Here is a 26047-nt window from a genome sequence, read left to right on the forward strand (position 1 = left end):
AGCACATCTTTTATTACTCTTTTTTATTGTTCGTGGCTGTTCTATTTTAAGTCCTTCTAAAAGCCATCTGAACTGCTGATCTGTTATTTTCATTACTTCATCTTTATTTCTTGGCCATACGAATTTTCCATTTTCAAGACGCTTATACAAAAGCACGAATCCGTCGCCTTCCCAGTACAAGACTTTCATTTTTGTACTGCTCCTTCCGCAAAAGAGAAACAATGAGTTCGAAAATGGGTCCAGTTTGAAATTCTGTTGTACAATAGCTGCAAGTCCATCAATTGATTTTCTCATATCTGTATATCCACAGGCAATATAGATATGTTCTGCTTTAGAAATATCACCTAACATATTTATTCAACAGCTCCCGGATCATCCATTCAGGACAATTAGAATTGATCTCTATTTTTGTGTTTCCTTGACAAATCGTCATTACTGAAGAAGATATGCATACAGGAGTAGATTGAGGAGCCTGTATTTCTACAATATCATTTGATTCAGGAACCAGAGGCAGTACATTATTTCTTTTTTTGTATGGAATCTGTTCAATCGCCATCTTTCTTAGTTTTGCCAGGTAATAGTAATAACTTTTAATACTAACGTTATTCTGTTCACACCATACTTCATTTGATAAATCACTATTTATACATTCACGAATGATTGCCAGCCACTTTTCCGCCTTCAGTCTCTGCTTGGGCGTTAAATCCTCTAATTTCATCTAATCATCTCCAATCATTTTATAGAGTTTTTAGACTGTACTCTAAAAACTCTAATTTTCTATATAATTGTCGATTTTTTTGAAATGATTTTCAATCCATCATATTACTTGGCGCTTACGGTCTATAGGCGAATGCTCTTATAGCATCAGTCCCCTAAATTGACCCCTAGATATTTCTTGGAAACCCCTAGATTATTTGGTTACCCGCGATACTTTAATGATTAGTCTTTAGTGATTTCTTTGTAGCTAGCTAGACCATAAGCGCTATCAGCTTGCGTACCCGCATTGACAATAGCCTGTTCCATAGCTTTGACGGCCATGATTCCAACTAGATCTTGTTCTGCAGGAACTTTATTGGATGTCATCGCAAAAATAGTATCTCCATCACTTGAAGTGTGAACAGGGCGAATACATCTTGCATATCCATTATGTGCCATACTTGCGATTTTATTCATTTGGGCTTTATTTAAATCCGCATTTGTGATGATACAACCAATTGTTGTATTCATCCCACAAGAATTGATCATCTTTTCAGCAGCTTTTAAGATCTCATCTTCGCTAAACAATCTTGTGTTTGTATTTCGATCATAAATACCTGCGATTGGCTTGTCTGAATTTGGATAGAAAATATCACCACAAGCATTTACGGCTACAATGGCTCCTACTTTTAACGGACCTATTTGTAGAGCGGAGAATCCTAAACCTGCCTTCATCGCATATTGAGGACCAAAGAATTTACCAACACTTGCCCCTGTTCCTGCACCGACGTTTCCTTGTTTTGGATCATTTTTTTCCGCTTCAATACAAGCCTCATAACCCATTTGTTTATTTGGATATGCTTTAGAATTACCCACACCACAATCAAATAGACAAGCTTCACATACGATTGGAATATAGATGTTTTTCATGTCAAAACCAATTTCGTGCTCACTCAAATACTGCATAACACCACTACTTGATTCTAGACCAAAAGCACTACCACCAGATAAAGTGACCGCATGAATTTTTTGAACCATGTTTTTAGGATTTAATAAATCCGTTTCACGAGTGGCTGGACCACCACCACGAACGTCTACACCAGCTGTTGCACCTTCTTTACATAAGATAACGGTACAGCCAGTCGCATTTTCTGTATCTTGTGCACTACCAATTTGAAATTCTTCGATTTCATTGATTTGAATTGTCTTCATTTTTGATCTCCTTTAATTCATATAAATCATTTCTACGTACCTTCCAATAAGGCATTCTTTTCCTTACTTTATCAATGTCGTTTAAATCAATGTCTACAACTTTGCATGCTTCTTCTTCACCCAACTCCACTACAATATTGCCAAAACCATCCACAAGAATAGAATGTCCACCAGCTGTATAGTTTTTATATGTATACTTAGCAGGTGCTACTCCACATAAAAAAATTTCATTTTCTAAAGCACGTGTTTGCGTAAATAGCTTCCAATGCTTTTTTGTAGCCTGCTCATTAAATGCGGCTGGACAAAATAAAATTTGTGCTCCATTTTGAGCTAGAATTCTAGATACTTCTGGAAAGCGAATGTCGTAACATAATAAAATGCCACATTTCCCCCATGGCGTATCAAAACATTGTAGGTGATTTCCTGGTACAAACACTTCATTTTCACAATACTCTTGTTTGTTGTGAAATTCAAAAAGATGTGTTTTATCATACGAACAAACAATGTCGCCATTACTATTTAATATGTAACAACGATTGTATTTATTCGCACAAATGGAACCAGCTACAATCCATATTTTATTTGTCCGAGCCGTTTCTTTTAATGCTTCTAAACTTTCATCATGACGCAAATAAGCTGATTTAAGTGCATCATTATGATAGGGACAGTTCCACATTTCGCAAAGAACTAAAATATCACAGTCTGGAATATGTTTTAGTTTCGCTATATTTTGTTGATTGTCTATCGAAACAGACATCTGGTACATACAGATCTTCATATAGTTTATGATAGGCGAAAAGTGATTTCTTTTCAAGATAATCAAAGACTAACATGTGTTTATTTACTACCTATTTGAAATCGTTTACAATGATTTTAGGAGGTTTTTATCATGTATAAAATAATAGAAGTGAAACAAAGTGTATTCGAAGATAATAATAAAGATGCGAACAAATTAAGAGAAGAATGTAAAGACAAGGGTGTGTTCTTATTAAATGTCATGTCAAGTCCAGGCGCTGGAAAGACAACAACTCTATCTAGAACGTTAGAAAAATTAAAAGATACATTGCATATTGGCATAATGGAAGCGGATATTGATAGTGATGTAGATGCCAAAACCATCAGTGAATATGGTGTGCGTACCATTCAACTGCATACAGGTGGTATGTGTCATTTAGATGCGGATATGACTCGTCAAGGACTACATGAAATGGGTATGGAAGACTTAGATTTGGCTGTGCTTGAAAATGTAGGAAATTTAGTTTGTCCAGCTGAATTTGATACGGGATCCACAAAAAACGTGGCCATTTTAAGTGTTCCAGAAGGAGATGACAAACCTTTAAAATATCCATTGATGTTTCAAGTATGTGATGTGGTTCTCATCAACAAAATCGATGTATTACAATACTTTGATTTTGATGTAGATAAGTGTAAAAAGAATATTCTGTACCGAAACCCGAATGCGAAGATTTTTGAAATTTGTGCTAAAACGGGTGAGGGAATCAATGATTGGTGTAAATGGCTTGAAAATGAAGTAAAGGCCTGGAAGGAATAATATGGCATATCGAGATAATATTGATAAACTGGCAAGGCGTATTACGGATCGTATTCCGGCAAAAGTAAAAAAATTATCGGAATCAGATCCTGAATATGAGTGCTTAAATGAAATATTAAATGATGAACAATGCGATTTGTGTTTGTGCTTTGAAGTGCGTAAACCACTTTCGTTTGAAGAAGTAGTGAAAAGAAGTGGATGGCCAGCTGGTAGAGTGAATCGTGTATTGAATGAAGTATGTGAAATTGGAATGATTGAATACAACTGGGAAAATGAGGATCATCATAAACAGTTTGTGCTTCCTCAATTTGTTCCTGGTGCTGCTGAATTTATGGTTATGAATAAAGATCTTGTCGAAGAACATCCAATTGTTGCGGATTTCTTTGAAAAGATGACACGTTTACCGCTTGAAAAAGTAACGCCAATGGTTCCTCCTGGAGGAGCGGGTATTGGTATGCATGTTATTCCTGTTGAAAAGGCGATTCATGCAAATCAGCAAGCAGTGAGTGTAGAAAAAATATCACATTGGCTTAATAAATATGATAAGTATGCTCTTTCTCCATGTTCATGTAGAAGACAACAACGTGTAAGAGGCGAAGGAACAGGGGATGTAGAAGCCGATGTTTGTATTGCCGTTGGTGATATGGCTGACTATGTTGTGCAGACTAATAAGGGTGGACACTATTGTACATATGAAGAGGTTATTGAAACTTTAGAGCGTTGTGAAAGAAAAGGCTATGTACATCAAATTACCAATATCGATGGAGAAGATAAGATTTTTGCGATTTGTAACTGCGCACACGGTGTATGTAACGCATTAAGAACAAGTCAATTATTTAATACGCCAAATATGTCGGCAAGTGCCTATAGAGCACATGTGGATAGTGAAAAGTGTGTTGCGTGTGGAAAGTGTGTGGAAATATGTCCAGTAGGTGCGGCTAAGCTAGGACAAAAATTATGTACAAAGAATGGTCCTGTATCGTATCCTAAACAAGAACTTCCAGATGATGTAAAGTGGGGTCCAGAAAAGTGGAACTGGAATTTTAGAGATACAGCTAAAGTAAATTGTTACGAAAGTGGAACATCGCCATGTAAGAGTGCATGTCCAGCACATCTACCTGTACAAGGCTATATTAAAATGGCTAAAGAAGGTCGTTATATGGATGCATTAAAGTTGATTAAAGATTTTAATCCATTTCCAGCCGTTTGCGGTGCTATCTGTAATAGAAGATGTGAACAACAATGTACGCGTGGCTTGATTGATGAGCCTTTGGCTATTGATGAAATCAAGAAGTTCATTGCGGAACAAGAACTTCATGAAGATAAGCGCTATATTCCATTATGTGAGAATGTAGAAGGAAAATTTTTCACAAATAAGATGGCCATTATTGGTGCGGGTCCTGCAGGGATGAGTGCTGCTTATTATTTAAGGACGATGGGATATCCAGTGACAATTTTTGAAAAAGAAGAAAAACCAGGAGGTATGTTGGTATATGGAATTCCAGCTTTTCGTTTAGAAAAGTCTGTGATTGAAGCTGAAATTGAAGTCTTAAAAGCTATGGGCATTGAATTTAAGTGTGGCATAGAAGTAGGCAAAGACATTACTTTGGACGATTTAAGAAAAGAAGGCTATGAAGCATTCTATGTTGCGATTGGTGCTCAGGGATCAAGAAAACTAAATATTCCAGGTGAAGATAATGAGATGGTTATATCAGGAATTGATTTCTTGCGTAAGGTGAATAAAACAGAAGATCCAAATCTAATTTCAGGTGATGTCGTTGTCGTTGGTGGTGGAAATGTGGCGATAGATGTGGCTCGTGCAGCTTTAAGAAGTGGAGCTGAAAATGTACATTTATATTCCTTAGAACAAGAGGATGAAATGCCAGCAAGTCCTGAAGAAGTATCAGAAGCAAGAGAAGAGGGTATTCTTCTTCATTGTGGATGGGGCCCAAAAGAAATTTTAGAAGATTCGATTGTGTTCAAGCGATGCCTTAGTGTAAAAGACGAAACGGGAAGATTTAATCCTAGCTATAATGAAAATGATGTTGAGACCATTTCGTGTAGTCATGTATTCCTTTCTATTGGACAAAGTATTATTCCAATTGAAGGATTAGATATAGATACAAATCCAAATGGAACAATTAAAGCGGATGGAACAACACTACAAACATCAATTGAAGATGTGTTTGCGGGTGGTGATGTGTACACGGGTCCAAAATTCGCGATTGATGCGATCAGTCATGGTAAAGAGGCGGCAGAATCGATGCACCGATTTGTACATAAGGGGCATTCTTTAACTATTGGAAGAGACTTACATTTATTCAATGAGTTTGATAAGAATAACGCATTGATTGATATTGATTTTGATCATGCAAAACGCCAAATTCCGGGCATAAAAAAAGGCTTGGGTGAAAAATCGTTTAGAGATTTGCGTTCTACTTTTACAGAAGAACAAGTCAAGATTGAAGCCAATAGATGTCTTGGATGTGGAGCAAGTATTGTCGATACGAATAAATGTATTGGTTGCGGTTTGTGTACGACAAAATGTGAATTTGATGCAATTCACTTAACACGTGATATCAAAGATGGTGCAAAAATGGTTAAGGCGGAAGATAAGATGAAGGCTATCTTGCCGTATGCGGCTAAACGCCAAATCAAAATCATCCGTAATAAGAAAAAATAGTATGCATGAATTAGGAATTGTTGTACATATTTCAAAAACGCTTCAAGAACTGGCACAAGAAAACCATATTACAGATATTCGTAGAGTGACTTTGCAGATTGGAAAAGTAAGTGGAATTGTTCCTGAATATTTAGTGGATTGTTGGAAATACTATAAGAAGAAGGTGCCTTTGATTGAAAATTCCACGCTCGAATATGAATGGATTGATGCCATTACAATTTGTAACGAATGTGAAAAGACGTATGATACGATTCAATATGGAAGGGAATGTCCATATTGTAAAAGTGAAAGTACAGTCTTACTTCAAGGTAATGAGTGTTTAATCAAAGAGATTGAAGCCGAATAAGCGTCGAAAGGCGCTTTTTTAATTTTTATTAGAAAAAGTGTCTTTTTTTACGTAGAAGAGTATGTAGGAAATACCTGCTAGAATCGAGGCGCTTATGAGAAGCGCTAATTTATTAAACGACTTTGCCTTTAAATATGTTTTTGGAGAAGATTGTAAAGAGGCCAATGATGCTCTAAAATCATTGCTTACTGTATTTTTAGAAAGAAAGGTAAATCATGTGGTTGTAAAAAATTCGGAAATGGTAAAGGATTTCAGTAAAATGAAAAATCCAAGATTGGATCTGTTGGTTGAATTTGATGATTGTACAACAGTGGATTTAGAGATGCAGCTAAGACAAACCAAAGATAATCTTCCAATTCGTTTTAGTTATTATTTGGCTAGGCTTCATGGTTCGCAACAATTAGAAGGAAAATATTATGGAGAATTAAAGGAAACAATTGTCTTGGTGTTCTTCAATGTGAATTTGATTGATAATGATAGAATGTGTAATACATTTACATTAAGGAATGACGAAGGTTTATCTTTTGTAGAAGAAAGTCAGGATCGTATGAAGTTACGTACGATTGAAATGGCAAAGTTGGATGTAGAGAAATCGCTTGAAGAAATGAATGAACAGGAAAAGATGATTTATTATTTTTTGAATTGTCACAAAGGAGTGGATGATAGTAAAATTAAGATGATGATAGAAAGTGATGGGGTGATTCAAATGATAGAAAAACGTGTCGAAACCATATCAGATGATGGTTGGAAGAAAATAATAGAAGATTTTAGAAAACTGCATGAAAATGAGGAACGAATGGAACGACAACTTGAACTTGAAGAGGCTCAAAAAAAAGTGAAAGAAGCTCAAAAGCAAGCGGAAGAAGCTCAAAATCGAGTTAATGAGGTAAATCAGCAGGTCAAACGAATGATTCATAAAATGTATGCAGATGGATTTAGTCTTGAACAAATATCAAGCTATTGCTCAATTAGTGTGGATGAAATTCAGACATTGATAAAATCATAAATTTTCTGTTGCATTTAAAAAAATGTTTGTTTATAATAGAGCCATCCTTTGTAGAGGCAATGAAAAGAAGAAGTAGTCGTGGATGCTGCTGATAGTGAGTTCCTGATGGTGGAAATGGAACAGCAAGCACAGGGTGAACGTGTCTTAGAGCTAAGCTTTCGAAGATTGAGGAAGCTTCGGATACTCCCGTTATGAGTTAAGGGCTTGTACATTTGTGCAGGAAATAAGGTGGTACCGCGATTTTATAGTCGTCCTTGTATATTCAAGGACGGCTTTTTTTATTAGAAAGGGAATGGTTGATATGAAAAAAGGATTTAAATTAGTTTCAGCGTTTTTATTAAGTTTTATGATGTTGATGTCGAACATTATGCCTGCTTTTGCAGAAGAAACAGATAATTCTACAACAACAGATTTGTTAGACAAAATTCAAGAAAGAGGAGAATTAATTGTAGGAACATCTCCTGACTTTCCACCAAATGAATTTATTGACTCAACTAAAACAGGACAAGCACAATATGTGGGTTCTGATATTGAATTGGCAAAATATATTGCGAAAAAGATGGGTGTTAAGTTAACTATCAAAGCATCCAGTTTTGATACGGTTTTGGCAAATCTTCAAACTGAAGAAATTGATTTAGCTATTACGGGTTTAGCTTATACTCCAGCTCGTGCTCAACAGATGGAAATGTCAATTGGATACAATCTTAATGAAGATACGGGTGGACAGGCTGTTATTATCGCAAAGAAAGATGCAGATAAATATAAAAAATTAACGGATTTAACAGGTTTAAAAGTAGCCGCACAACAAGGTTCTATCCAGCAACAATATACAGAAGATCAGATTCCGGACGCAAAACTTCAATCTATTTCAACAATTGATGATGGTGTTGCCTTATTAAAAAATGGAACTGTACAAGCCGTTGCTTGTTCTGAAGGTACGGCTGATGAATATATCGAGAAAAACTCTGAATTAGCTAAGTTAGATGAATTATTCAATATTGACCAAGATTATGCAGGTAACCGTGTAGGTGCTCCTTTAGGCGAAAAAAGATTGATGAAAGAAGTCAATAAAATCTTAAAGGAAGTCAACAAAAAAGGATTATATGAAGAATGGTATAAAACAGCAAAGAAACAAAGTAGTGAACAATTTACTTTAACTGCAACCGATTTCTTTGGAACTTGTGTTCAAATCGTTCAATATTGCTGGCCACAATTATTAAAAGGCTTAGGAGTTACTTTAGGACTTGCGGCTATTACCGTTATCTTTGGTACAATTATTGGTGGATTATTTGCCCTAATTAAATTATCAAAGAATAAGATCGTACAAGCCATTGCCGGTGTATATGTAGAATTGATTCGTGGAACACCATTGTTACTACAATTATGGTTGTTTATTAACATCTTCTCATATTTGACAAATGGTAACATGCCAATGATTGTTAGTGTGATTATTGCCCTTGTTATTAACTCAAGTGCATATGTTGCTGAAATTATTCGTTCAGGTATTCAGTCAGTGGATAAAGGACAAAGAGAAGCAGCTAAATCACTTGGTATGTCGAACGTACATATGATGACAAAAATTATTATTCCTCAAGCTATCAAGAATATCTTGCCTGCCTTAGGTAATGAATTCGTTATGATGATCAAGGAAACATCTTTGGCAAGTACATTCTATATTGGAGAATTAATGACTGTTAACAGTGTTATTAAATCGGCTACATATAAATCAATTGAACCATTAGTAATTGTTGGTTTAATCTATTTTATTGTTACATATTCATTATCTAAATTAATTAAATATATGGAAGGGAAGTTGAGTGTCAGTGACTAAGGAACTAATTGTCGTAAAAGACTTACATAAAAATTTCGGAGATTTAAAAGTATTAAAAGGAATCGACCAAACAATTCATCAAGGAGAAGTTGTTAGTATTATTGGACCGAGTGGTTCGGGAAAATCAACTTTCTTACGTTGCCTAAATTTATTAGAAAAACCATCTAGTGGTCAAATTATTTTTGAAGGTGTAGATATTGCTGCTGAAAACGTAGATATTGATACACACCGTAAAAAAATTGGAATGATCTTCCAGCACTTTAATGTGTTTCCACACTTAACTGTTTTAGAAAATATTACAATTACACCAATTCTAGAACTTAAAACACCAAAGGCTCAAGCGGAAAAAGAAGCGATTGAATTGCTTAAAAAAGTTGGCTTGGAAGATAAAAAGGATGAATATCCAAGAAAGTTGTCTGGTGGACAAAAACAACGTTTAGCTATTGTTCGTGCCCTAGCTATGCATCCAGATGTAATTCTATGTGATGAACCAACAAGTGCATTGGATCCAGAAATGGTAAAAGGTGTTTTAGAAGTCATCAAAGAATTGGCAGATCAAGGAATGACAATCGTTATTGTAACTCACGAAATGGGATTTGCCCGCGAAACAAGTGATCGCGTATTATTTATGGATGAAGGTATTATTCAGGAACAAGGTACACCAGAAGATATTTTTGAACACCCACAAAATCCTAGAACTATCAAATTTTTATCGCAGGTATTATAAAGCTTGGGCATTTGCTCAAGCTTTTCTTATGGTATAATCAAATTAATTGGAGGATATTTATTATGAATTCAGAATGGTCATTAGACGTATTGTACAAGGGATTTGACGATCCTAAATTTAGTGAAGATTTAATTTCTTTTGAGAAAAAGGCAATGGAGTTGAGCGAGTTATCAAAAAAATTAAGTCATGAAAATGAAAGGGAAGATCTTCTTCAAATTGTTAAATTATTAGAAGAATTTGAACTCTTAGAAAAACATTTAAGTTGCTTTGGATTTTTAAGCCAATCCACAAATACTGCAGATGCCAAAGCAGCAGCTGCTATTGATAAGGTTGCGACAATCGCAAGTACTGCAAGTAAGGCGATGGCTATTTTCTCTCGTTATATTGCAGATATTCAAGATTTAAATGTTTATTTAGATTGTCCAGAACTTTGTGAATACAAATATTTTTTAAATGATATTCATGAAAGTGGAAAATACTTGTTAAGTGAGGATGTAGAAGAAGCACTTGCAAAAATGAATATTTCGGGTGGTTCTGCTTGGGAGAAGCAACAAAGCTTATTAACAAGCTCACTTGAAGTAGAATATGATGGTAAAAAATTACCTTTAGCTTCTGTTCGTAATCTAGCTTATGATGCGAATAAAGAAGTGCGTAAAGCTGCATATGAAGCTGAAGTCAAAAGTTATGCACCTATTGCGGATGCTGTAAGTTTTTCATTAAATAACATTAAGCTACAGGTTATTACTGAAGCGAATATGCGTGGATATGAAAGTCCTATGGATATGACACTACACCAGTCCCATGTATCTCAAAAGACATTGGATGCCTTGCTTAGTGCTATGCAGAAATACTTGCCTGTATTCCATAAGTATTTAAAAAGAAAAGCCGAAATGCTTGGATATGAAAATGGACTTCCTTGGTATGAATTATTTGCACCAATTGGAAAGTCAGCTACGACAAGTTTTACACCAGAAACCGCAAAAACATATCTTGTTGATCATTTTAGACCATTTTCCGATGACTTAGCCGACATGATGGAAGAAGCTTTTGATAAGAGTTGGATTGATTTTTATCCACATAAAGGAAAAGTTGGTGGAGCTTTCTGCTGCAACATGCCTTTTGCAAAACAGTCACGCGTATTGACAAACTTTGACGGAGGCTTAGGAGATGTGGTTACCTTGGCACATGAGCTAGGACACGCTTATCATGGATTAAATATTGAAAGCCATAAACCATTGAATTGGGAGTATTCAATGCCAGTTGCAGAAACAGCAAGTACATTCAATGAGAATATCATTATGAATGCGGTTATTGATGAGACGGAGGATAAAGAAGTTAAACTAGGTTTGATTGAAAATCAGCTTCAGGATCTATGCCAGATTATCTGTGATATTTATTCTCGTTACTTATTTGAAAAAGCTGTGTTTGACAGAAGAAGTGATGAATTTATGTTTGCAGATCAATTAAATGAAATTATGTTAGACGCTCAAAAACAAGCTTATGGCGATGGATTAGATCCAAATTGTTTACATCCATATATGTGGGTATGTAAGTCACATTACTATTCTTCTGATTTAAGTTACTATAACTGGCCATATGCCTTTGGTGGATTGTTCGCACGTGGCTTAGTGGTGAAATATCAAGAGATGGGTAAGGAAAAGTTTGTTCCAAAATATAAAGAAATGTTACATACGACAACTGTGGCATCTGTAGAGGATACCGCAAAAGTATTGGATATTGATTTAACAGATGAGGCTTTCTGGATTTCTGCATTAGAAACCGCAAAATCAAGAATTGATGAATTCATTGAATTGTCAAAAGAAGTAAAATAAGAATATTTAGACTTACGCTTGTAAGTCTAATTTTTTTTGAAAAATAGCATCAAATGATGATATACTATATTGCGTTCTGATTTTTTTCAAGGAGAGATTTAAATGAGTACAGAAATGTTGATGAAAAATAGAGAACGTTTTATTAAAAACGTAAACAGTAATGAGAATGGTGCAGCCGCCCTTTCACTAAGATTATTTTGTTACGCTAGATTTATGGCAGTAAAAAATCCATATGCTGAAACGCATGACTGGGTTTATGAAAATGAATTAACGAATATGCAGGCTAACCAATATGTATTCCGTTTATTAGATGATAGTACAGAAAGACCTTCTATGGATTTGTTGATTCGTAAATTAAAGAGTGTTCGTTTGGTTCGTGATTCAGAAATGAATGGAAGAAAGATTTATGTCATTAAATTCACCGATGTAGAAATGGAAGAATTGATGAATAAAAGTATTATTGATAAGCCAAACGCAAAGATTTTACAGGTTAAAAAACCATCTGTAAAAAAAGAAGCAGTTGTGAATTCATCTTGGAAAGAAACTTTTCTACAAAACACCAAAGGTGAAAATATGCAGATGCTTCGTTTTTGGTTCTTTATGCAGTATTATGCAGAAAAAAACGGAAAAAAATATATTGCTAGAACACAAGCTTTAAGCGAATCAGCCATTGAATATGTGTATAAGGGAATTCCAAAAAAAATGGAAGTTTTATTGGAGCTATATGCACAAATGAAAAAGGTAAAACTAATTAAAGAAGATGTAGTTAAAAATGAAATTGTTGTGCGACCTGCAAAAATTGAAGGATTTGAAATTAAAGATTACATTAAAGATAGACCAGTAGATTTGACGAGTTTTAATTATACAAATGTCTAAAAAAGTGACGAGAAAATTAATTCTCGTCACTTTTATATATGTTGTAATTGTTTTTTCCACTACGCTTAATTTGGTATAATGCATGATCAGCATGGCGGTAAAGCTCCATAAAGGTTGTGCCTTGACTTGGCGCATAGGCCATTCCTACACTAATGGATAGTACAAAATCTTGAAGCTCGGGTATTTTAAGTTCATTGACCTTCTTTAACAAAGCTTGAATTCTAGATTCGGCAATATTTTCATCTTCAATCAGGATAATGAATTCATCTCCACCAATTCTTCCTACAATATCGGTTTGTCTGAAATGATTTTTAAAGAGTGTACCTAATTCAGTTAACACTTTATCGCCAACCGCATGTCCAAAATTATCATTAACTGATTTAAATGCGTCTACATCAAGAATTAAGAAGCAACAAGGCTCTTGAGTTTTTAATTTTTGATCAATTAAAACCTGTGTTGTCTCCTTGTTGTAGACAGAAGTCAATGGATCGACTTGGGAAAGATGAATTAAATATTTGTTTTCTTTAGAATTCGAAAGAGCCAAATATATAATTAGACTTAAGAAAATAAATCCTAAAAAGAATGCCAATAATGTTTCATAATGTGTAATAAAAGTATAAGATTCTTGCGCTGCATGAACAGGGACGACATAACCAACCATCCAGTCATTGATTTTTAATGGCGAATAGGCTAAATACAATGATTCATTATTTTTGGTTGTAATCAATATTAAATTTGATTTTTGGTCCTTAAAATCTCGTTTAACTTTCTTTTGTTTACAAACATCAAATAAATTATTTAATACTTTTATGTTGTGCTTCTTTGTATACTCCTTATCTCTTGTGATTAGATTGCCATCTTGATTGACAATAAAACTTTTACCTTGTCCATCAAATAAATCATCAAACAACATATTTCCTAGTTTTGTTACATTATAAGAACCACCTACAGCACCAATGACTTGATTGTTTCTATAGATAGGTACGCATAAGATAACACGAGTCTGTTGGTCTACGCTACTTTCTAAAGGATCTGAAAGAGATTGTTTTCCTTCCATCACTTCTTTAAAATAGCGGCGATGTGCCACATTTTTTACGACTTCATTATCATATAATACATCCCCATTTGTATTGATAATGGCCGTTCGATCCAAATCCATATTATTCATTAAGGATTTTATTAAATGTAAATTGTCTTTTGAAAATAAATCATCAGATTTTGTTAGATTTTCTGCAAGTGCATTTAAGTAAGAATAATTGAGCTCTAGAATTTTATTTAAATGCTCACTTTGCCTTGCGACATTTGTGATCAATGTTTCCTTAGAGTTCTTTTCAACGGCAATAGAAACACCATTAAAAAAGATCACAATTCCCATAATTAAAGTCAGAATAAAAATGGTGATAGCAACAATATAGTTTTTAATGAATTTTTTTCCTTGAAAATAGTTATCTTTCATATGGGACTCCTTTTCATAATTATATCAAGAAATGAAGGGATTGAATATAAAATTAATTCAAGCTAACTATTATTTGTGAAATCAATCACATTTTAGTGTATTATATAGAAGATGAAGAAAATTGCTCCCAACATTAAGAGAACTCTACGTGAAAGGTGCTTATAAGAAATTTGTAAGTAAATCGATAGCTATGCTCTTTTTGTATGGAGTGTAGCTTTTTTCTTTTAGAAGGAGATGAATATGGAAACACGTGTTGCCGTAATGGGGATTATTGTTGAAAATAAGGATGCAGTAAATTTATTGAATGAAATTCTTCATGAATATAGTGAATTTATAATTGGAAGAATGGGAATTCCTTATAAACAGAAACATATTAGTGTTATTTCAATAGCGTTAGATGCTCCACAAAATACGATTGCCGCTTTAGCAGGAAAACTAGGGAATATCAAGGGAATTAGTGTTAAAACTGCCTATTCGAATGTGATTAGCCATGATTGAGGCATATCGATTAGTGGATAAGCTTGAAAGGGAACATAGTTTAAGTTTATCAGAATATAAATTGTTGATTGAATCTGAAAATGAAGCTTTACGCACATATGTTTCAAATAAAGCTAAAACCGTGGCTACATCCATATATGCAAATTTTATTTATGTTCGTGGACTGATCGAAGTAGGAAACTATTGTCGAAATGATTGTTTATATTGTGGGATTCGAAAATCCAATACAAACTGCGATCGATATATATTAGATGAAGAAGATATCTTGAATTGTTGTAAAGAAGGATATGATTTAGGTTTTCGAACATTTGTTCTGCAAGGAGGAGAGGGCATCTATAAAAAAGATTTTGTCACATCCATTGTACAAAAGATACATGTCTTATATCCAGATTGTGCTATTACACTATCTTTAGGAGAAGAAGATAAGGAAACATATAAAGAATGGTTTGATGCAGGTGCAAATCGTTATTTATTACGTCATGAAACAGCAAGTAAAGGACATTATGAAAAGCTTCATCCTGAAAATATGTCTTTTGAGCATCGCATGCAGTGCTTGAGAGATTTAAAGAATATTGGCTATCAAGTTGGATGTGGCTTTATGGTAGGCTCTCCCTATCAAACAAGTGAAACACTTGCGATGGATTTGAAGTTTATTGAAACTTTTAAGCCCGATATGTGCGGAATTGGTCCTTTTATTTCCCAAAAGGATACGCCATTTAGAGATATGAAAAGTGGAACCTTGAATCAAACCTTATTTTTGTTGTCATTGATTCGGTTGATTCAACCAAATATTTTACTTCCAGCTACAACGGCGTTAGGAACAATTGATTCAAAAGGAAGAGAAAAAGGAATTCTTGCAGGAGCCAATGTTGTAATGCCTAACTTATCGCCTGTAAGCGTGAGAAAAAAATATGCGTTATATGACAACAAGATATGTACAGGTGAAGAAAGTGCAGAATGCAAGAATTGTTTATCAAATCGTATGCGTTCGATAGGTTATGAAATTGTAACTGATCGTGGAGATATAAAAAAATAGAAAGAGGAGACAAAATGAGTATTTACAATCCAAAATCATTAAAAGCAGAAGAATTTATTAATCATGAGGAGATTCTTGCCACAATTGAATATGCAGAAAAAAATAAACACAATGTGGAGTTGATTGATGCCATTTTAAATAAGGCGCGTCCACAAAAAACAGAGCATGGTGTTCATTGTGAAGGCTTATCACATCGTGAAGCAAGTGTATTATTAGCTTGTGATATTCCTGAAAAGGTAGAAGAAATGTATAAGCTTGCCAATGAAATTAAACAGGCATTCTATGGAAATCGTATTGTGATGTTTGCACCGCTTTACTTATCAGATTATTGTGTGAATGGATGTGTATATTGTCCATATCACTTAAAAAATAAACATATTAAGCGTATTAAATTAACACAAGATCAGATTCGTGATGAGGTAATCGCATTACAGGATATGGGACACAAACGTTTGGCGATTGAAGCAGGTGAAGACCCTGTTCATAATCCAATTGAATATATTTTGGAATCTATCAAAACAATCTATTCTATTCAGCATAAAAATGGAGCGATTCGTCGTGTAAATGTAAATATTGCGGCTACAACAGTTGAAAACTATCGTAAGCTAAAAGAAGCGGGTATTGGAACTTATATTTTATTCCAGGAAACATATAATAAGAAAAGTTATTTGGAATTACATCCAACAGGACCGAAACACGATTATGATTATCATACAGAAGCTATGGATAGAGCCATGGAAGGTGGAATTGACGATGTTGGTTTAGGGGTGTTGTTCGGTCTTGAAGGCTATCAATACGAATTTGCAGGCTTAATGATGCATGCTGAACACTTAGAAGCTGTTCATGGTGTGGGACCACATACAATTAGTGTACCACGTGTAAAGCGTGCTGATGATATTGATCCAGATGCTTTTGACAACAGCTTAGATGATGAAATTTTTGAAAAGATTGCGGCATGTATTCGTATTGCCGTTCCATATACAGGAATGATTATTTCAACTCGTGAATCTCAAGAAGTGCGTGAAAAAATGCTTCATTTAGGTGTTTCTCAAATTAGTGGAGCAAGCCGTACTTCAGTAGGTGGATATACAGAAGAAGAACGTCCTCATGATTCAGAACAATTCGATGTATCGGATCAAAGAACATTAGATGAAGTAGTGAACTGGTTGATGCAGTTAGGCTACATTCCTTCATTCTGTACAGCATGTTATAGAGAGGGAAGAACAGGTGATCGCTTCATGTCTTTATGTAAGACAGGACAAATTCAAAACTGTTGCCATCCAAACGCATTAATGACATTGTGTGAATATTTAGTAGACTACGCAAGCGAGGATACAAAGAAGATTGGCTTTGAGTTGATTGAAAAGGAATTGGATAAGATTCCGAATGCGAAGGCTCAACAAATTGCGAAAGATAATGTTGCTGCCATTAAATCTAGTAATCGTAGAGATTTTAGGTTCTAATTATGTCTGATTTAAATAGCACAGTAAGTGCAAATCGAACACATATTGGTTTTTTTGGCTTAAGAAATGCTGGAAAATCAAGTGTAGTAAACGCCATTACAAATCAGGATATGTCGTTGGTTTCGGATATAAAAGGAACTACGACAGATCCTGTAAAAAAATCAATGGAGATTTTACCCATTGGACCAGTTGTGATTGTGGATACACCAGGTATGGATGATGAAGGAACATTGGGTGAATTAAGAATCAAAAGAACATTAGAAGTTTTAAAGACAATCGATATGGCGGTATTGGTTGTGGATGCTTCAATAGGTCTACAAAAAGTAGATCAAGATTTGATCTTGATGTTTAAAGAAAACAAGCTTCCATATTTTATTGTTTACAATAAGTCGGATTTGATTAAAGAAAAGAAAGAATTATCTGTAAATGAAATTTATGTGAGTGCATTAAAAAAAGAAAATATCAAAGAATTAAAAGAATTGTTGGCAAGTGTTGCAAAGAAGCAGGAAGAAAAAACTATTATTGGAGATTTAATTGAACCTAATGATGTAGTGGTTCTAGTTATTCCTGTCGATCAATCGGCTCCAAAGGGAAGATTGATTTTGCCGCAGCAATTGGTTTTAAGAGATGTTTTAGATCATCATGCGATTGGTGTAACTTGTCAGGTAGAAGAATTGGATGAAACTTTAAAAAAAGTAAATCCTAAATTGGTGATTACGGATTCACAAGCTTTTAATAAAGTAAGTAAAATTGTAGATAAATCTATTCATTTAACTTCTTTCTCGATTCTTATGGCACGCTTAAAAGGCAGTTTATCTACAGTGCTTGAAGGAGCCAATCAATTGGATCATTTGCAAGATGGAGATTGTATATTGATTAGTGAAGGATGCACACACCATAGACAATGTGGCGATATTGGTACGGATAAACTTCCAAAATGGATTTTAGATTATACAAAAAAGAAGCTTTCTTTTGAGTTTACTTCTGGTCATGGATTTAAAGAGGATTTATCAAAGTATAGTGTTGTGATTCATTGTGGAGCTTGTATGTTGAATGAAAAAGAAGTGCAGTCTAGAGTTAAGGAATGCAAGAAACAACATGTTCCATTCACAAATTATGGAATTGCGATTGCGAAAATGAACGGCATATTAGATCGTTCTGTCGAGGTGTTTTAATATGAAAAAAGTGTATATTTCAGCCGATATTGAAGGTATTTGGGGAAATAGTAATCCGGCATATACGGCCAAAAATGGATATTTGTATCCTGAGTATTGTACAAACATGATGAATGAGGTCAATCTAGTGATTGATTTATTGTTTCAAAATGGAGTTGAAGAAGTTCTAGTAAATGATGGACATGGAAATATGGATAATATTCTTCCTTCTAAATTGGATCCAAGAGCTGCATTTGTATCAGGAAATGGAGCGTATAAGGAATTTGGAATGATGGAAGGTATCGATGATTCCTTTGATGGTGCCCTATTTATTGGATATCATTCTCGCTGTAATTCACCAGGCGTGATGGCCCATACGATTTGGGGTACGATGGTAAGAAAAATTGTCGTTGATGGAAAAGAGCTTGGAGAAAGTGGTGTCAATAAGTTATTGGCAAATGAATATGGTGTTCCTGTTATCTTAGCTAGTGGTGATAGTGAGTATGGAAAACAAGTACAGGAAGAACTTGGATGTGTATTTGTGGAAACAAAGAAAACATTAAATAATCAGGTAGCCTTATGTTGTAGCCTGAATGAGTTGAAAAATAGATATTCAACAAGCATTAAAGAAGCATTAAAAGTTGATGAAAAGCCAACTTTATCTTCATTCCATACTATGGATATCACTTTCCATCATAGTCGTAATGCAGATTTTGTGGCTCGTATGGACAATGTAGAAAAAATTGATGATTGTACAGTTCGTATTGAAAAAGAGAGTTACAAAGATTTATATGCATTAATGCGTTTTGTGATTAAAGTATGTAATGCGTATGCATAAGCAAAAGAAACCATTCTAGTGTTGGCGTCTAGAATGGCTTCTTTTTTTCGCATTAGGAAGAGAAGAGGGAGGGATCATCTTAAATTCGATGGACATTGAGTCTAAGAGGTTTTTAGGACAACCTAAAAACTTTGTCTCAATCTTCAATGCATTATTATTTGATGGATAACATGTGTTAAGACCAGAATATCTTAAGGATGAAAACAGTGAACTTGTTATGAATGTTTCTAGTAAGCATGTACCTATGCATACAAGATTTCCAACGATTTTAACAGTCATTCTATATGTGGGTGAATCCAAGTGGAATGTTGCTAAAAGGTTGATTGAACTAGAAATCATTCATCCTGGCTTGAAGATATGTTCAATGAGTTTAAACTGAATATGATTGAGCTAAACACAAATTGAAACTAAAATACAGGTGAAAAGGCAACACAGGACTTTTTTGATCTATTGCATATGATCTATAAAAACAGATTTCTAGATCGAGAGTTTAATCGTGATTCATTGTATTTTGCGTATGTAGTGACTAAGAACAAAGAGTTATTGAATATCTACTAGAAAAGTGTGTAGAGCATTAGATGAAATGTTTGAAGAATCAACAAAGGCATTGCATTAAATCAATTTGAAGTATATCAAATCATGTTAGACAAAGGTTTCAGTGTTAAATCTATCGCATCGATCTTTTCAGTGAGTGAAGAATCAATTGAAAAGTTATTGATGAAAATTTAGATGTTGTAGTATAATCTCTTTGGGAATGAAGTTCTCCCTTAGTTATAAACTAAAACCGCTTTTATAAGCTGATGACTTCTGTGTTTTTTTAACGCGGAAACCATCAGCTTTTCTGCGTTTTGAAAGGAGAGTTATATGCTGATTAGTTTATCTTATATTTTTCTTTTAGGAATGTTTTTGTCCTGGCTATGCAAGAAAGTAGGATTACCTGGATTATTAGGGATGATATTTACGGGTATTCTTTTAGGGCCTTATTGTCTTGGTTTGATTGATTCTTCATTATTGAATATATCTAGTGAATTAAGAAAAATTGCGTTGATTATTATATTGATGCGAGCCGGATTGAATTTGGATTTAAGTGATTTAAAAAAGTAGGAAGACCAGCCATATTGATGTGCTTTGTGCCTGCATGTTTTGAGATAGTTGGAATGATTTTGTTGGCTCCAAAACTTTTAGGAATATCTGTATTAGATGCGGCTATTATGGGAAGTGTTGTTGCAGCGGTTAGTCCTGCCGTCATTGTACCTAAAATGTTACAGTTAATGGAGAAAGGGTATGGTACAAAGGAAAGTATTCCACAATTGATTCTTGCCGGAGCTAGTGTAGATGATGTTTTTGTGATTGTGATGTTTACGGCATTTCTAGGCTTAGCACAAGGAGAAAGTGTTAATGTATTTAGCTTTGTGAGTATTCCAATTTCAATTATTCTTGGTATATTATGTGGAGCATTAATGGGGAAAAGTTTAGCCCTTTTCTTTAAGCATAACCATATGCGTGATACAGTGAAAATTCTTATATTGTTAAGTATCGCATTTATTTTAGTGACTCTAGAAGATGTATTACCAATTCCATTTTCTGGATTAATCGCAATTATGTTTATGGGAATTTTTCTACAAAGAAATCATTCAATCGTATCCAAACGATTATCTGTAAAATTCAATAAGCTTTGGGTGGGAGCAGAAGTTTTATTGTTTGTACTGGTTGGAGCTTGTGTCAATATCTCATATGCATTAAAAGCTGGTATAATGGCTATTTTACTAATATTTGGCGTGCTTTTATTTAGAATGGCCGGTGTCTTTATTTGTCTATTAAAAACAACATTAAATAAAACAGAAAGATTATTTTGTATGGTTGCTTATTGTCCAAAGGCAACTGTACAAGCTGCGATTGGTTCTGTTCCCTTAGCTGCAGGACTTGGATGTGGACAAATTGTATTGACGGTTGCCGTATTGTCTATATTGATTACAGCTCCATTAGGGGCATTTCTAATTGAACATACATATAGAAAGTTATTAAAAAAAGAACAAAGATGAGAATTAATCTTTGTTCTTTTCATATATAACTTTTAATCCTTTGAAGATTAAGTTTGGATCATACACATCAATTGATTTTGTGTAGCTACAAACGATTCTTCCTAAGCCACCTGTCGCAATAACCTTCAAATCTTTTCCAACTTCTTTTTTAAATTGTGCAATTGTATATTCAACTCCACCTAAGAATTGATAGAATACACCAGCCTGCATTTCAGTTTGTGTATTTCTAGCTAAAATTGTTTTAGGTCGTTTGATTTCAATTTCAGGTAATTGAGCAGTTTGTCCCCATAAAGCATTTGCACCTGTCTCAATACCTACACCAATTGCACCAGCTTTAAAGCAGCCATTTTCATCCACATAATCATATGTTGTGGCTGTTCCAAAATCGGCAACAAGAATAGGTCCTCCATGTTCACTAAATGCACCTGCACAATCGGCTATACGGTCAGCACCTACGTTTCTAGGGTTTTCTAATTGTACACTGATTCCACTTTTGATTCCAGGTCCAACAATTAATGGCTCAATGCCTACGAATTTTTTGATTCCATTTGTGAAAGAATGCATGACCTTAGGCACAACACTTGAAACAATAACGGCGTCAATTTGTTTTTCATGAACATTTGAGCGATCCAAGAAGTTTTTCAACATGAACCCATATTCATCACTTGTTCTTCTTACTTTTGTCGTTAATCGATATGTGCCAATCAACTCATCTTTATCAAAAATGCCAATTGTAATATTTGTATTTCCAATATCTACTGTTACAAGCATATTATTTCTCCATCTCAATTTCTTTCATTGTTTCTAGAATTTTATATCCTAATTCTTCTTTTGAACATTTAGGTAAATGCTGCGAATCATTCTTTCTTAATAGTGTAACTACATTTGTATCTGTTTGAAAACCAGCTCCACTTGTGAATAGGTTGTTCGCAATCAACATATCACAGTTTTTAGCTTCTAGTTTCTTTCTAGCGTTTTCCTCTAGATTTTGTGTTTCCATCGCAAAACCACAAATGACTTGGTTTGGCTTTTTATGTTGGCCAATATAAGCTAGAATATCCGGGTTTTTCACAAAGTGGAATGTAACCTCTTCGTCGGATTTCTTGATTTTTTGATCTGCGACAATTTCAGGGCGATAGTCAGCAACGGCAGCGGCCATAATGATATAGTCTTGTTCATCTAATCTAGATGTGATTGCATCAAACATGTCTTGTGCACTTGTTACGTGTACCATATTTACATCTGTAAGATCTTCTAAAGCTGTAGGCCCAGCTACTAGTGTAACATGAGCACCTAATGCCTTAGCAGCTTTGGCAATCGCATAGCCTTGTTTACCACTCGAATGATTACTTAAAAAACGAACAGGGTCTAGTGCTTCTTGTGTTGGGCCTGCTGAAACTAAAATGTTCTTTCCTTTTAGGGTTTGTTCCATTTCAAATTCTTTATCAATGGCAGTCACAATATCTTGCACATCCGCAAGTTTACCTTTTCCTGTATCATTACAAGCTAAATGACCAACAACGGGTTCAACAAATTTATAGCCTAATTCTTTCGCAAGCTGAATATTTTTTTGTGTAACCTCATTTTCGTACATATGTACATTCATGGCTGGACAAATCAATTTTTTTGTATGACAAGCTAAAAAAGTTGTAGATACTATATCATCGGCAATTCCGTGTACAACTTTAGCAATGATGTTTGCGGTAGCCGGAACGAGTACCATGATATCAGCCCATTTAGCTAATGTAATATGGGCAATAGGATCTTCATTTGTTTCATCAAATAAAGAAACTTCACATTTATGTTTACTTAAAGATTCAAAGTTAATAGGTTTGACAAATTCCTGAGCATGCTTTGTCATGACCACTTTGATTTCATAATCCTTTTTTGATAATTTGCTGACTAAATCACAAGCCTTATAGGCTGCAATTCCGCCAGATACCCCTATAACAACATGTTTTTTTTCCATGATTGATTCTCCTTTGTGAATAAAATCACGTATTGATTTTTTCACTAAAATATTATCCCATATGACAACCTTGTTTTCAAGCAACAATAAAATATTAAATAAGGATATTTTAACTTCTAAAATCCAAATTTTAAAAAAGTATTTATTTTTTGTTGCATATGTTAAAATAAACGCATGAAAATAATAGTTGCGTGTGATTCTTTTAAGGGATGTATGTCTTCAAAAGAAGTAGAAAAATGTATAAGAAGAGGAATTTTAAAAGCCAACCCAAATCATGAAGTTTTCACTTTTCCAATGGCGGATGGAGGAGAGGGAACCGCTATGGTATTCTGTGATATTATTCAAGGTAAAACAATTGACGTATTAACGGTGGATGCCTATGGTAAAAAACTCTTTACTCAATATTGTATTTCACAGGATTCAAATTTAGCTATTATGGATGTGGCAAGCTGCATCGGCTTAAACATGACACCGAAAGAAAAGAGAAACCCTATGATTGCTTCGAGTCGAGGTGTTGGTATCATGATGAAGGATGCGATCAGTAGAGGATGTAAAAAGCTTATTATAGGTTTAGGTGGAAGTGCAACTAACGATGGCGGTATGGGTATTCTAAGTGAATTTGGAGTACGGTTTTATAATTCAAAAAGAGAGCTATTGGTACCAAGTGTATATGCGTTAGCGCAGATTGCTTTTATTGATAAGCGTTATGCTAGGCTTCCTAAGGATATTGAAATTATTTGTGCTTGTGATGTGAAAAATCACTTGTTAGGTAAGAATGGAGCTACCTATGTTTTTGGCAAACAAAAGGGTATTTATTTAAATCAAATGGCTGAAGTGGAAAAAGGAATGGCACATTATTGTATGAAGCTTCAACAAACTTTTCATGTGGATGTAAATGAATATGAAGGCTCAGGAGCAGCAGGCGGTATTGGTTCTGTTTTACTTGGGGTTATGAAGGCTAAAAGATTTTCTGGCATCGACTTAGTAGTAGAGTATTCAGGTCTAAAAGAACATCTTCAAGATGCAGATTTAGTGATAACTGGAGAAGGACAAACGGACGCACAAACATTGTATGGTAAGTTGCCTTTTGGTATTGCTCATCTTGCTCGCTCCTTTAATGTCCCTTGTGTATGCTTAAGTGGTGCCTTAGGTATAGGCTATGAAGCCATGTATAATGAAGGAATGATTGGCATTTTTTCAAGTGCTGATCGCGCTATGACTTTTCAAATGGCTTTACAAACAGGAAATGAGAAATTAGAGGCCTTGGCATTTAGTCTAACAAAATTTATGGATGGTATTAGAAAGTAGGTTTTTATGAAAAGGATATTTACAATTCTATGTACTTTAGTACTTTGTATAGGACTTGTTGGATGTAGTTCTAAAACACCTTTTGAAATGAAGGAGATTACGGCTACACAGCTTCAAAAGAAATTGGATAAAAAGGAATCTTTTGTAGTGATTGTTGAACGTGACAATTGTCCTTATTGTGAGGCTATACAAAAATATATAAAAAAAACAAAGGATGAACATCCAAATTTAGTATTGTATAAGATCGATACGACGGAATATGGTTTTACTAAAATGGATGATGGTTCGAATCAACTTCAAAGTTCAACAAAGGATGGAAAGATCCTATTAGATATGGCCCCTTACTTTTTATATACACCAACCATGTATGTGATTCAAAAGGGTGAAGCGAAGCATGTTGCTTCGGGCTATAGTGAAACTGATCACACAGTAAGTTTGTGGGATGTAGATTCAGTAATTGATTTTGAAAATGCAGATACACAAGATTTCTGGGAGTTTTTAGAGACATATGAATAAGAAGAATATAACAATCATCGCGACAGGAGGAACAATTGCTGGTCGTGGTAGTTTAGGAAAAAGTGCAAATTATCAGGCAGGAACATTTGATGTGGAAGAAATTGTGCAAAGTATTCCGCAGATTCGAGATTTGGCAAATTTGAATACAATCCAATTGTATAATGTGGATTCCAATGATATGGGTCTAGATAAGTGGGTTCAATTAAGAAAAATCTGTCATGAGCTTGAACAAGATCGTTATGTCGATGGCATTGTGATTACGCATGGAACGGATACATTGGAAGAAACAGCCTTCTTTTTAAACTTAACTTTGGCATGTCATAAGCCAGTTGTTTTGACAGGTTCAATGAGACCGGCTACCGCAACTAGTGCAGATGGACCTATGAATTTATACCAGGCTGTAGCACTTGCATGTCATATGGAAGCTTGGCAAGCAGGCGTATTAGCTGTTTTTTCGGATACGATTTATTCGGGAAGAGATTTACAGAAAACAAATAGCTATAAGACGGATGCATTTAAAATGGGCGAATTTGGCTCGTTAGGATATATGCGTGATGATCAAGTATATCTATTAAATGCGCCTTTTAAAAAGCATACTTTTCAAACTTTATTTTCTAAAATGGAATTTGAGACTTTGCCAAAGGTAGAAATATTTTATGTTCATACAGATTCGGATCCAGAATTATTAGAATATATGTTGAATAAATATGATGGTATTGTTTTAGCAGGCACAGGATCAGGTAATTATCCAACGCAAATCAAAGACGTTTTAGAAGCTTATACAGGAGAATGTACGCTTGTACGTGCTAGTCGTGTATTAGAGGGAGCTGTTTTTGATTCGGATGTTTTTGATTCGAAAAGAATTACTATTCCGGCCTACAAATTTTCAGCACAAAAGGCAAGAATCTTGTTGATGTTGGGATTGAATTGTACTAAAAATCATGAAACAATCAAATCTTTCTTCCAAGAATATTGAAAATTGTTGAGTTGTATTGAAAATTATTTT

Annotated in this window: 24 protein-coding genes, 1 pseudogene, 1 riboswitch and 1 other annotated feature; of the genes and pseudogenes, 18 read left to right on the top strand and 7 right to left on the bottom strand. The window is 34.5% G+C overall.

The genetic code is table 11. From position 1 onward, the window contains the following. The 4 genes from tnpB to DWY01_RS06295 form a co-directional block, all read right to left on the bottom strand. Positions 1-351, bottom strand: a 351-nt coding sequence (tnpB, locus tag DWY01_RS06280) for an IS66 family insertion sequence element accessory protein TnpB (protein ID WP_147332165.1), incomplete at its 3' end; no start/stop codon positions are given. Continuing rightward, on the bottom strand, positions 341-718 hold the full coding sequence (locus DWY01_RS06285) for a hypothetical protein (protein WP_117995071.1): 378 nt from the start codon (positions 716-718) through the stop codon (positions 341-343). The genes DWY01_RS06285 and tnpB, both read right to left, overlap by 11 nt. A 221-nt stretch (positions 719-939) precedes the next feature. After that, entirely contained in the window at positions 940-1908 is a 969-nt protein-coding gene (locus DWY01_RS06290) for a P1 family peptidase (protein WP_117995074.1), read from the bottom strand. Then, a complete protein-coding gene (locus DWY01_RS06295) occupies positions 1886-2665 on the bottom strand; it encodes a nitrilase-related carbon-nitrogen hydrolase (RefSeq protein WP_199519902.1) in 780 nt (259 codons plus the stop codon). Before DWY01_RS06295 ends, DWY01_RS06290 begins: the two co-directional genes overlap by 23 nt. 132 nt (positions 2666-2797) lie before the next feature. On the opposite strand from DWY01_RS06295, the gene hypB reads away from it, so the two are divergent. From hypB to DWY01_RS06335, 8 genes are all read left to right on the top strand, one after another. Beyond that, positions 2798-3460: a hydrogenase nickel incorporation protein HypB gene (hypB, locus tag DWY01_RS06300; protein ID WP_117995082.1), complete on the top strand. Its 663-nt coding sequence runs from the start codon at positions 2798-2800 to the stop codon at positions 3458-3460. A 1-nt stretch (position 3461) separates the two neighbouring features. After that, positions 3462-6143: an FAD-dependent oxidoreductase gene (locus DWY01_RS06305; RefSeq protein WP_117995087.1), complete on the top strand. Its 2682-nt coding sequence runs from the start codon at positions 3462-3464 to the stop codon at positions 6141-6143. A gap of 1 nt (position 6144) precedes the next feature. Further along, positions 6145-6489, top strand: a complete 345-nt coding sequence (locus DWY01_RS06310) for a hydrogenase maturation nickel metallochaperone HypA (protein WP_117995090.1) — start codon at positions 6145-6147, stop codon at positions 6487-6489. 94 nt (positions 6490-6583) lie between these two features. Continuing rightward, complete coding sequence (locus DWY01_RS06315; RefSeq protein WP_117995095.1) at positions 6584-7495, top strand: Rpn family recombination-promoting nuclease/putative transposase; 912 nt, start codon at positions 6584-6586, stop codon at positions 7493-7495. A gap of 50 nt (positions 7496-7545) precedes the next feature. Further along, positions 7546-7754: a binding site (T-box leader), on the top strand. Between the two features lie 42 nt (positions 7755-7796). Then, on the top strand, positions 7797-9326 hold the full coding sequence (locus DWY01_RS11985; RefSeq protein ID WP_117995350.1) for an ABC transporter substrate-binding protein/permease: 1530 nt from the start codon (positions 7797-7799) through the stop codon (positions 9324-9326). Continuing rightward, positions 9319-10053 (top strand): amino acid ABC transporter ATP-binding protein, encoded by a 735-nt coding sequence (locus DWY01_RS06325; protein ID WP_117995100.1) that lies wholly within the window; start codon positions 9319-9321, stop codon positions 10051-10053. Before DWY01_RS11985 ends, DWY01_RS06325 begins: the two co-directional genes overlap by 8 nt. Before the next feature lie 62 nt (positions 10054-10115). Further along, positions 10116-11885 (top strand): M3 family oligoendopeptidase, encoded by a 1770-nt coding sequence (locus DWY01_RS06330; protein WP_117995105.1) that lies wholly within the window; start codon positions 10116-10118, stop codon positions 11883-11885. 102 nt (positions 11886-11987) lie between these two features. Beyond that, positions 11988-12761 (top strand): hypothetical protein, encoded by a 774-nt coding sequence (locus DWY01_RS06335; RefSeq protein WP_117995110.1) that lies wholly within the window; start codon positions 11988-11990, stop codon positions 12759-12761. A 16-nt stretch (positions 12762-12777) separates the two neighbouring features. Here DWY01_RS06335 and DWY01_RS06340 read toward each other — a convergent pair whose 3' ends face one another. Continuing rightward, positions 12778-14217, bottom strand: coding sequence for a diguanylate cyclase (locus DWY01_RS06340; RefSeq protein WP_117995115.1), 1440 nt, complete (start codon positions 14215-14217; stop codon positions 12778-12780). Between the two features lie 240 nt (positions 14218-14457). Here DWY01_RS06340 and DWY01_RS06345 point away from each other — a divergent pair, with 240 nt between their 5' ends. From DWY01_RS06345 to DWY01_RS06375, 7 genes and pseudogenes are all read left to right on the top strand, one after another. Then, complete coding sequence (locus DWY01_RS06345) at positions 14458-14715, top strand: TM1266 family iron-only hydrogenase system putative regulator (RefSeq protein ID WP_117995119.1); 258 nt, start codon at positions 14458-14460, stop codon at positions 14713-14715. Next, positions 14708-15751: a [FeFe] hydrogenase H-cluster radical SAM maturase HydE gene (gene hydE, locus DWY01_RS06350; RefSeq protein ID WP_117995123.1), complete on the top strand. Its 1044-nt coding sequence runs from the start codon at positions 14708-14710 to the stop codon at positions 15749-15751. The genes DWY01_RS06345 and hydE overlap by 8 nt, the downstream gene beginning before the upstream one ends. A 20-nt stretch (positions 15752-15771) precedes the next feature. After that, on the top strand, positions 15772-17214 hold the full coding sequence (gene hydG, locus DWY01_RS06355; RefSeq protein ID WP_371412820.1) for a [FeFe] hydrogenase H-cluster radical SAM maturase HydG: 1443 nt from the start codon (positions 15772-15774) through the stop codon (positions 17212-17214). A 2-nt stretch (positions 17215-17216) separates the two neighbouring features. Next, a complete protein-coding gene (hydF, locus tag DWY01_RS06360; protein ID WP_117995130.1) occupies positions 17217-18389 on the top strand; it encodes a [FeFe] hydrogenase H-cluster maturation GTPase HydF in 1173 nt (390 codons plus the stop codon). A 1-nt stretch (position 18390) separates the two neighbouring features. Then, positions 18391-19206: a M55 family metallopeptidase gene (locus DWY01_RS06365; RefSeq protein WP_117995133.1), complete on the top strand. Its 816-nt coding sequence runs from the start codon at positions 18391-18393 to the stop codon at positions 19204-19206. A 172-nt stretch (positions 19207-19378) separates the two neighbouring features. Then, complete coding sequence (locus DWY01_RS06370) at positions 19379-19585, top strand: hypothetical protein (RefSeq protein ID WP_117995136.1); 207 nt, start codon at positions 19379-19381, stop codon at positions 19583-19585. Between the two features lie 362 nt (positions 19586-19947). After that, a riboswitch (Fluoride riboswitch) is annotated at positions 19948-20023 on the top strand. A 134-nt stretch (positions 20024-20157) separates the two neighbouring features. Next, positions 20158-21248: pseudogene (locus DWY01_RS06375) on the top strand (cation:proton antiporter). Positions 21249-21251: 3 nt separating this feature from the next. Here DWY01_RS06375 and DWY01_RS06380 read toward each other — a convergent pair. Then, entirely contained in the window at positions 21252-22019 is a 768-nt protein-coding gene (locus DWY01_RS06380) for a type III pantothenate kinase (protein WP_117995140.1), read from the bottom strand. Position 22020: 1 nt separating this feature from the next. Beyond that, complete coding sequence (gene coaBC / locus DWY01_RS06385; protein ID WP_117995144.1) at positions 22021-23217, bottom strand: bifunctional phosphopantothenoylcysteine decarboxylase/phosphopantothenate--cysteine ligase CoaBC; 1197 nt, start codon at positions 23215-23217, stop codon at positions 22021-22023. Positions 23218-23391: 174 nt separating this feature from the next. Between coaBC and DWY01_RS06390 the strand changes: the two genes are divergently transcribed. From DWY01_RS06390 to DWY01_RS06400, 3 genes are read left to right on the top strand one after another with little or no spacing between them, the layout of a single operon-like run. Continuing rightward, positions 23392-24525, top strand: a complete 1134-nt coding sequence (locus tag DWY01_RS06390) for a glycerate kinase (RefSeq protein WP_117995149.1) — start codon at positions 23392-23394, stop codon at positions 24523-24525. A 6-nt stretch (positions 24526-24531) separates the two neighbouring features. Beyond that, positions 24532-25041 carry a thioredoxin family protein gene (locus DWY01_RS06395; RefSeq protein WP_117995153.1) on the top strand — a complete coding sequence of 170 codons (510 nt, stop codon included), beginning with the start codon at positions 24532-24534 and terminating at the stop codon, positions 25039-25041. Continuing rightward, complete coding sequence (locus DWY01_RS06400) at positions 25034-26017, top strand: asparaginase (protein WP_117995156.1); 984 nt, start codon at positions 25034-25036, stop codon at positions 26015-26017. The genes DWY01_RS06395 and DWY01_RS06400 overlap by 8 nt, the downstream gene beginning before the upstream one ends. The last annotated feature ends 30 nt before the right edge of the window (positions 26018-26047 follow it).

The sequence above is a fragment of the Eubacterium sp. AF22-8LB genome, from assembly GCF_003458715.1.
In the GTDB taxonomy this organism is placed as follows: domain Bacteria; phylum Bacillota_I; class Bacilli_A; order Erysipelotrichales; family Erysipelotrichaceae; genus Holdemanella.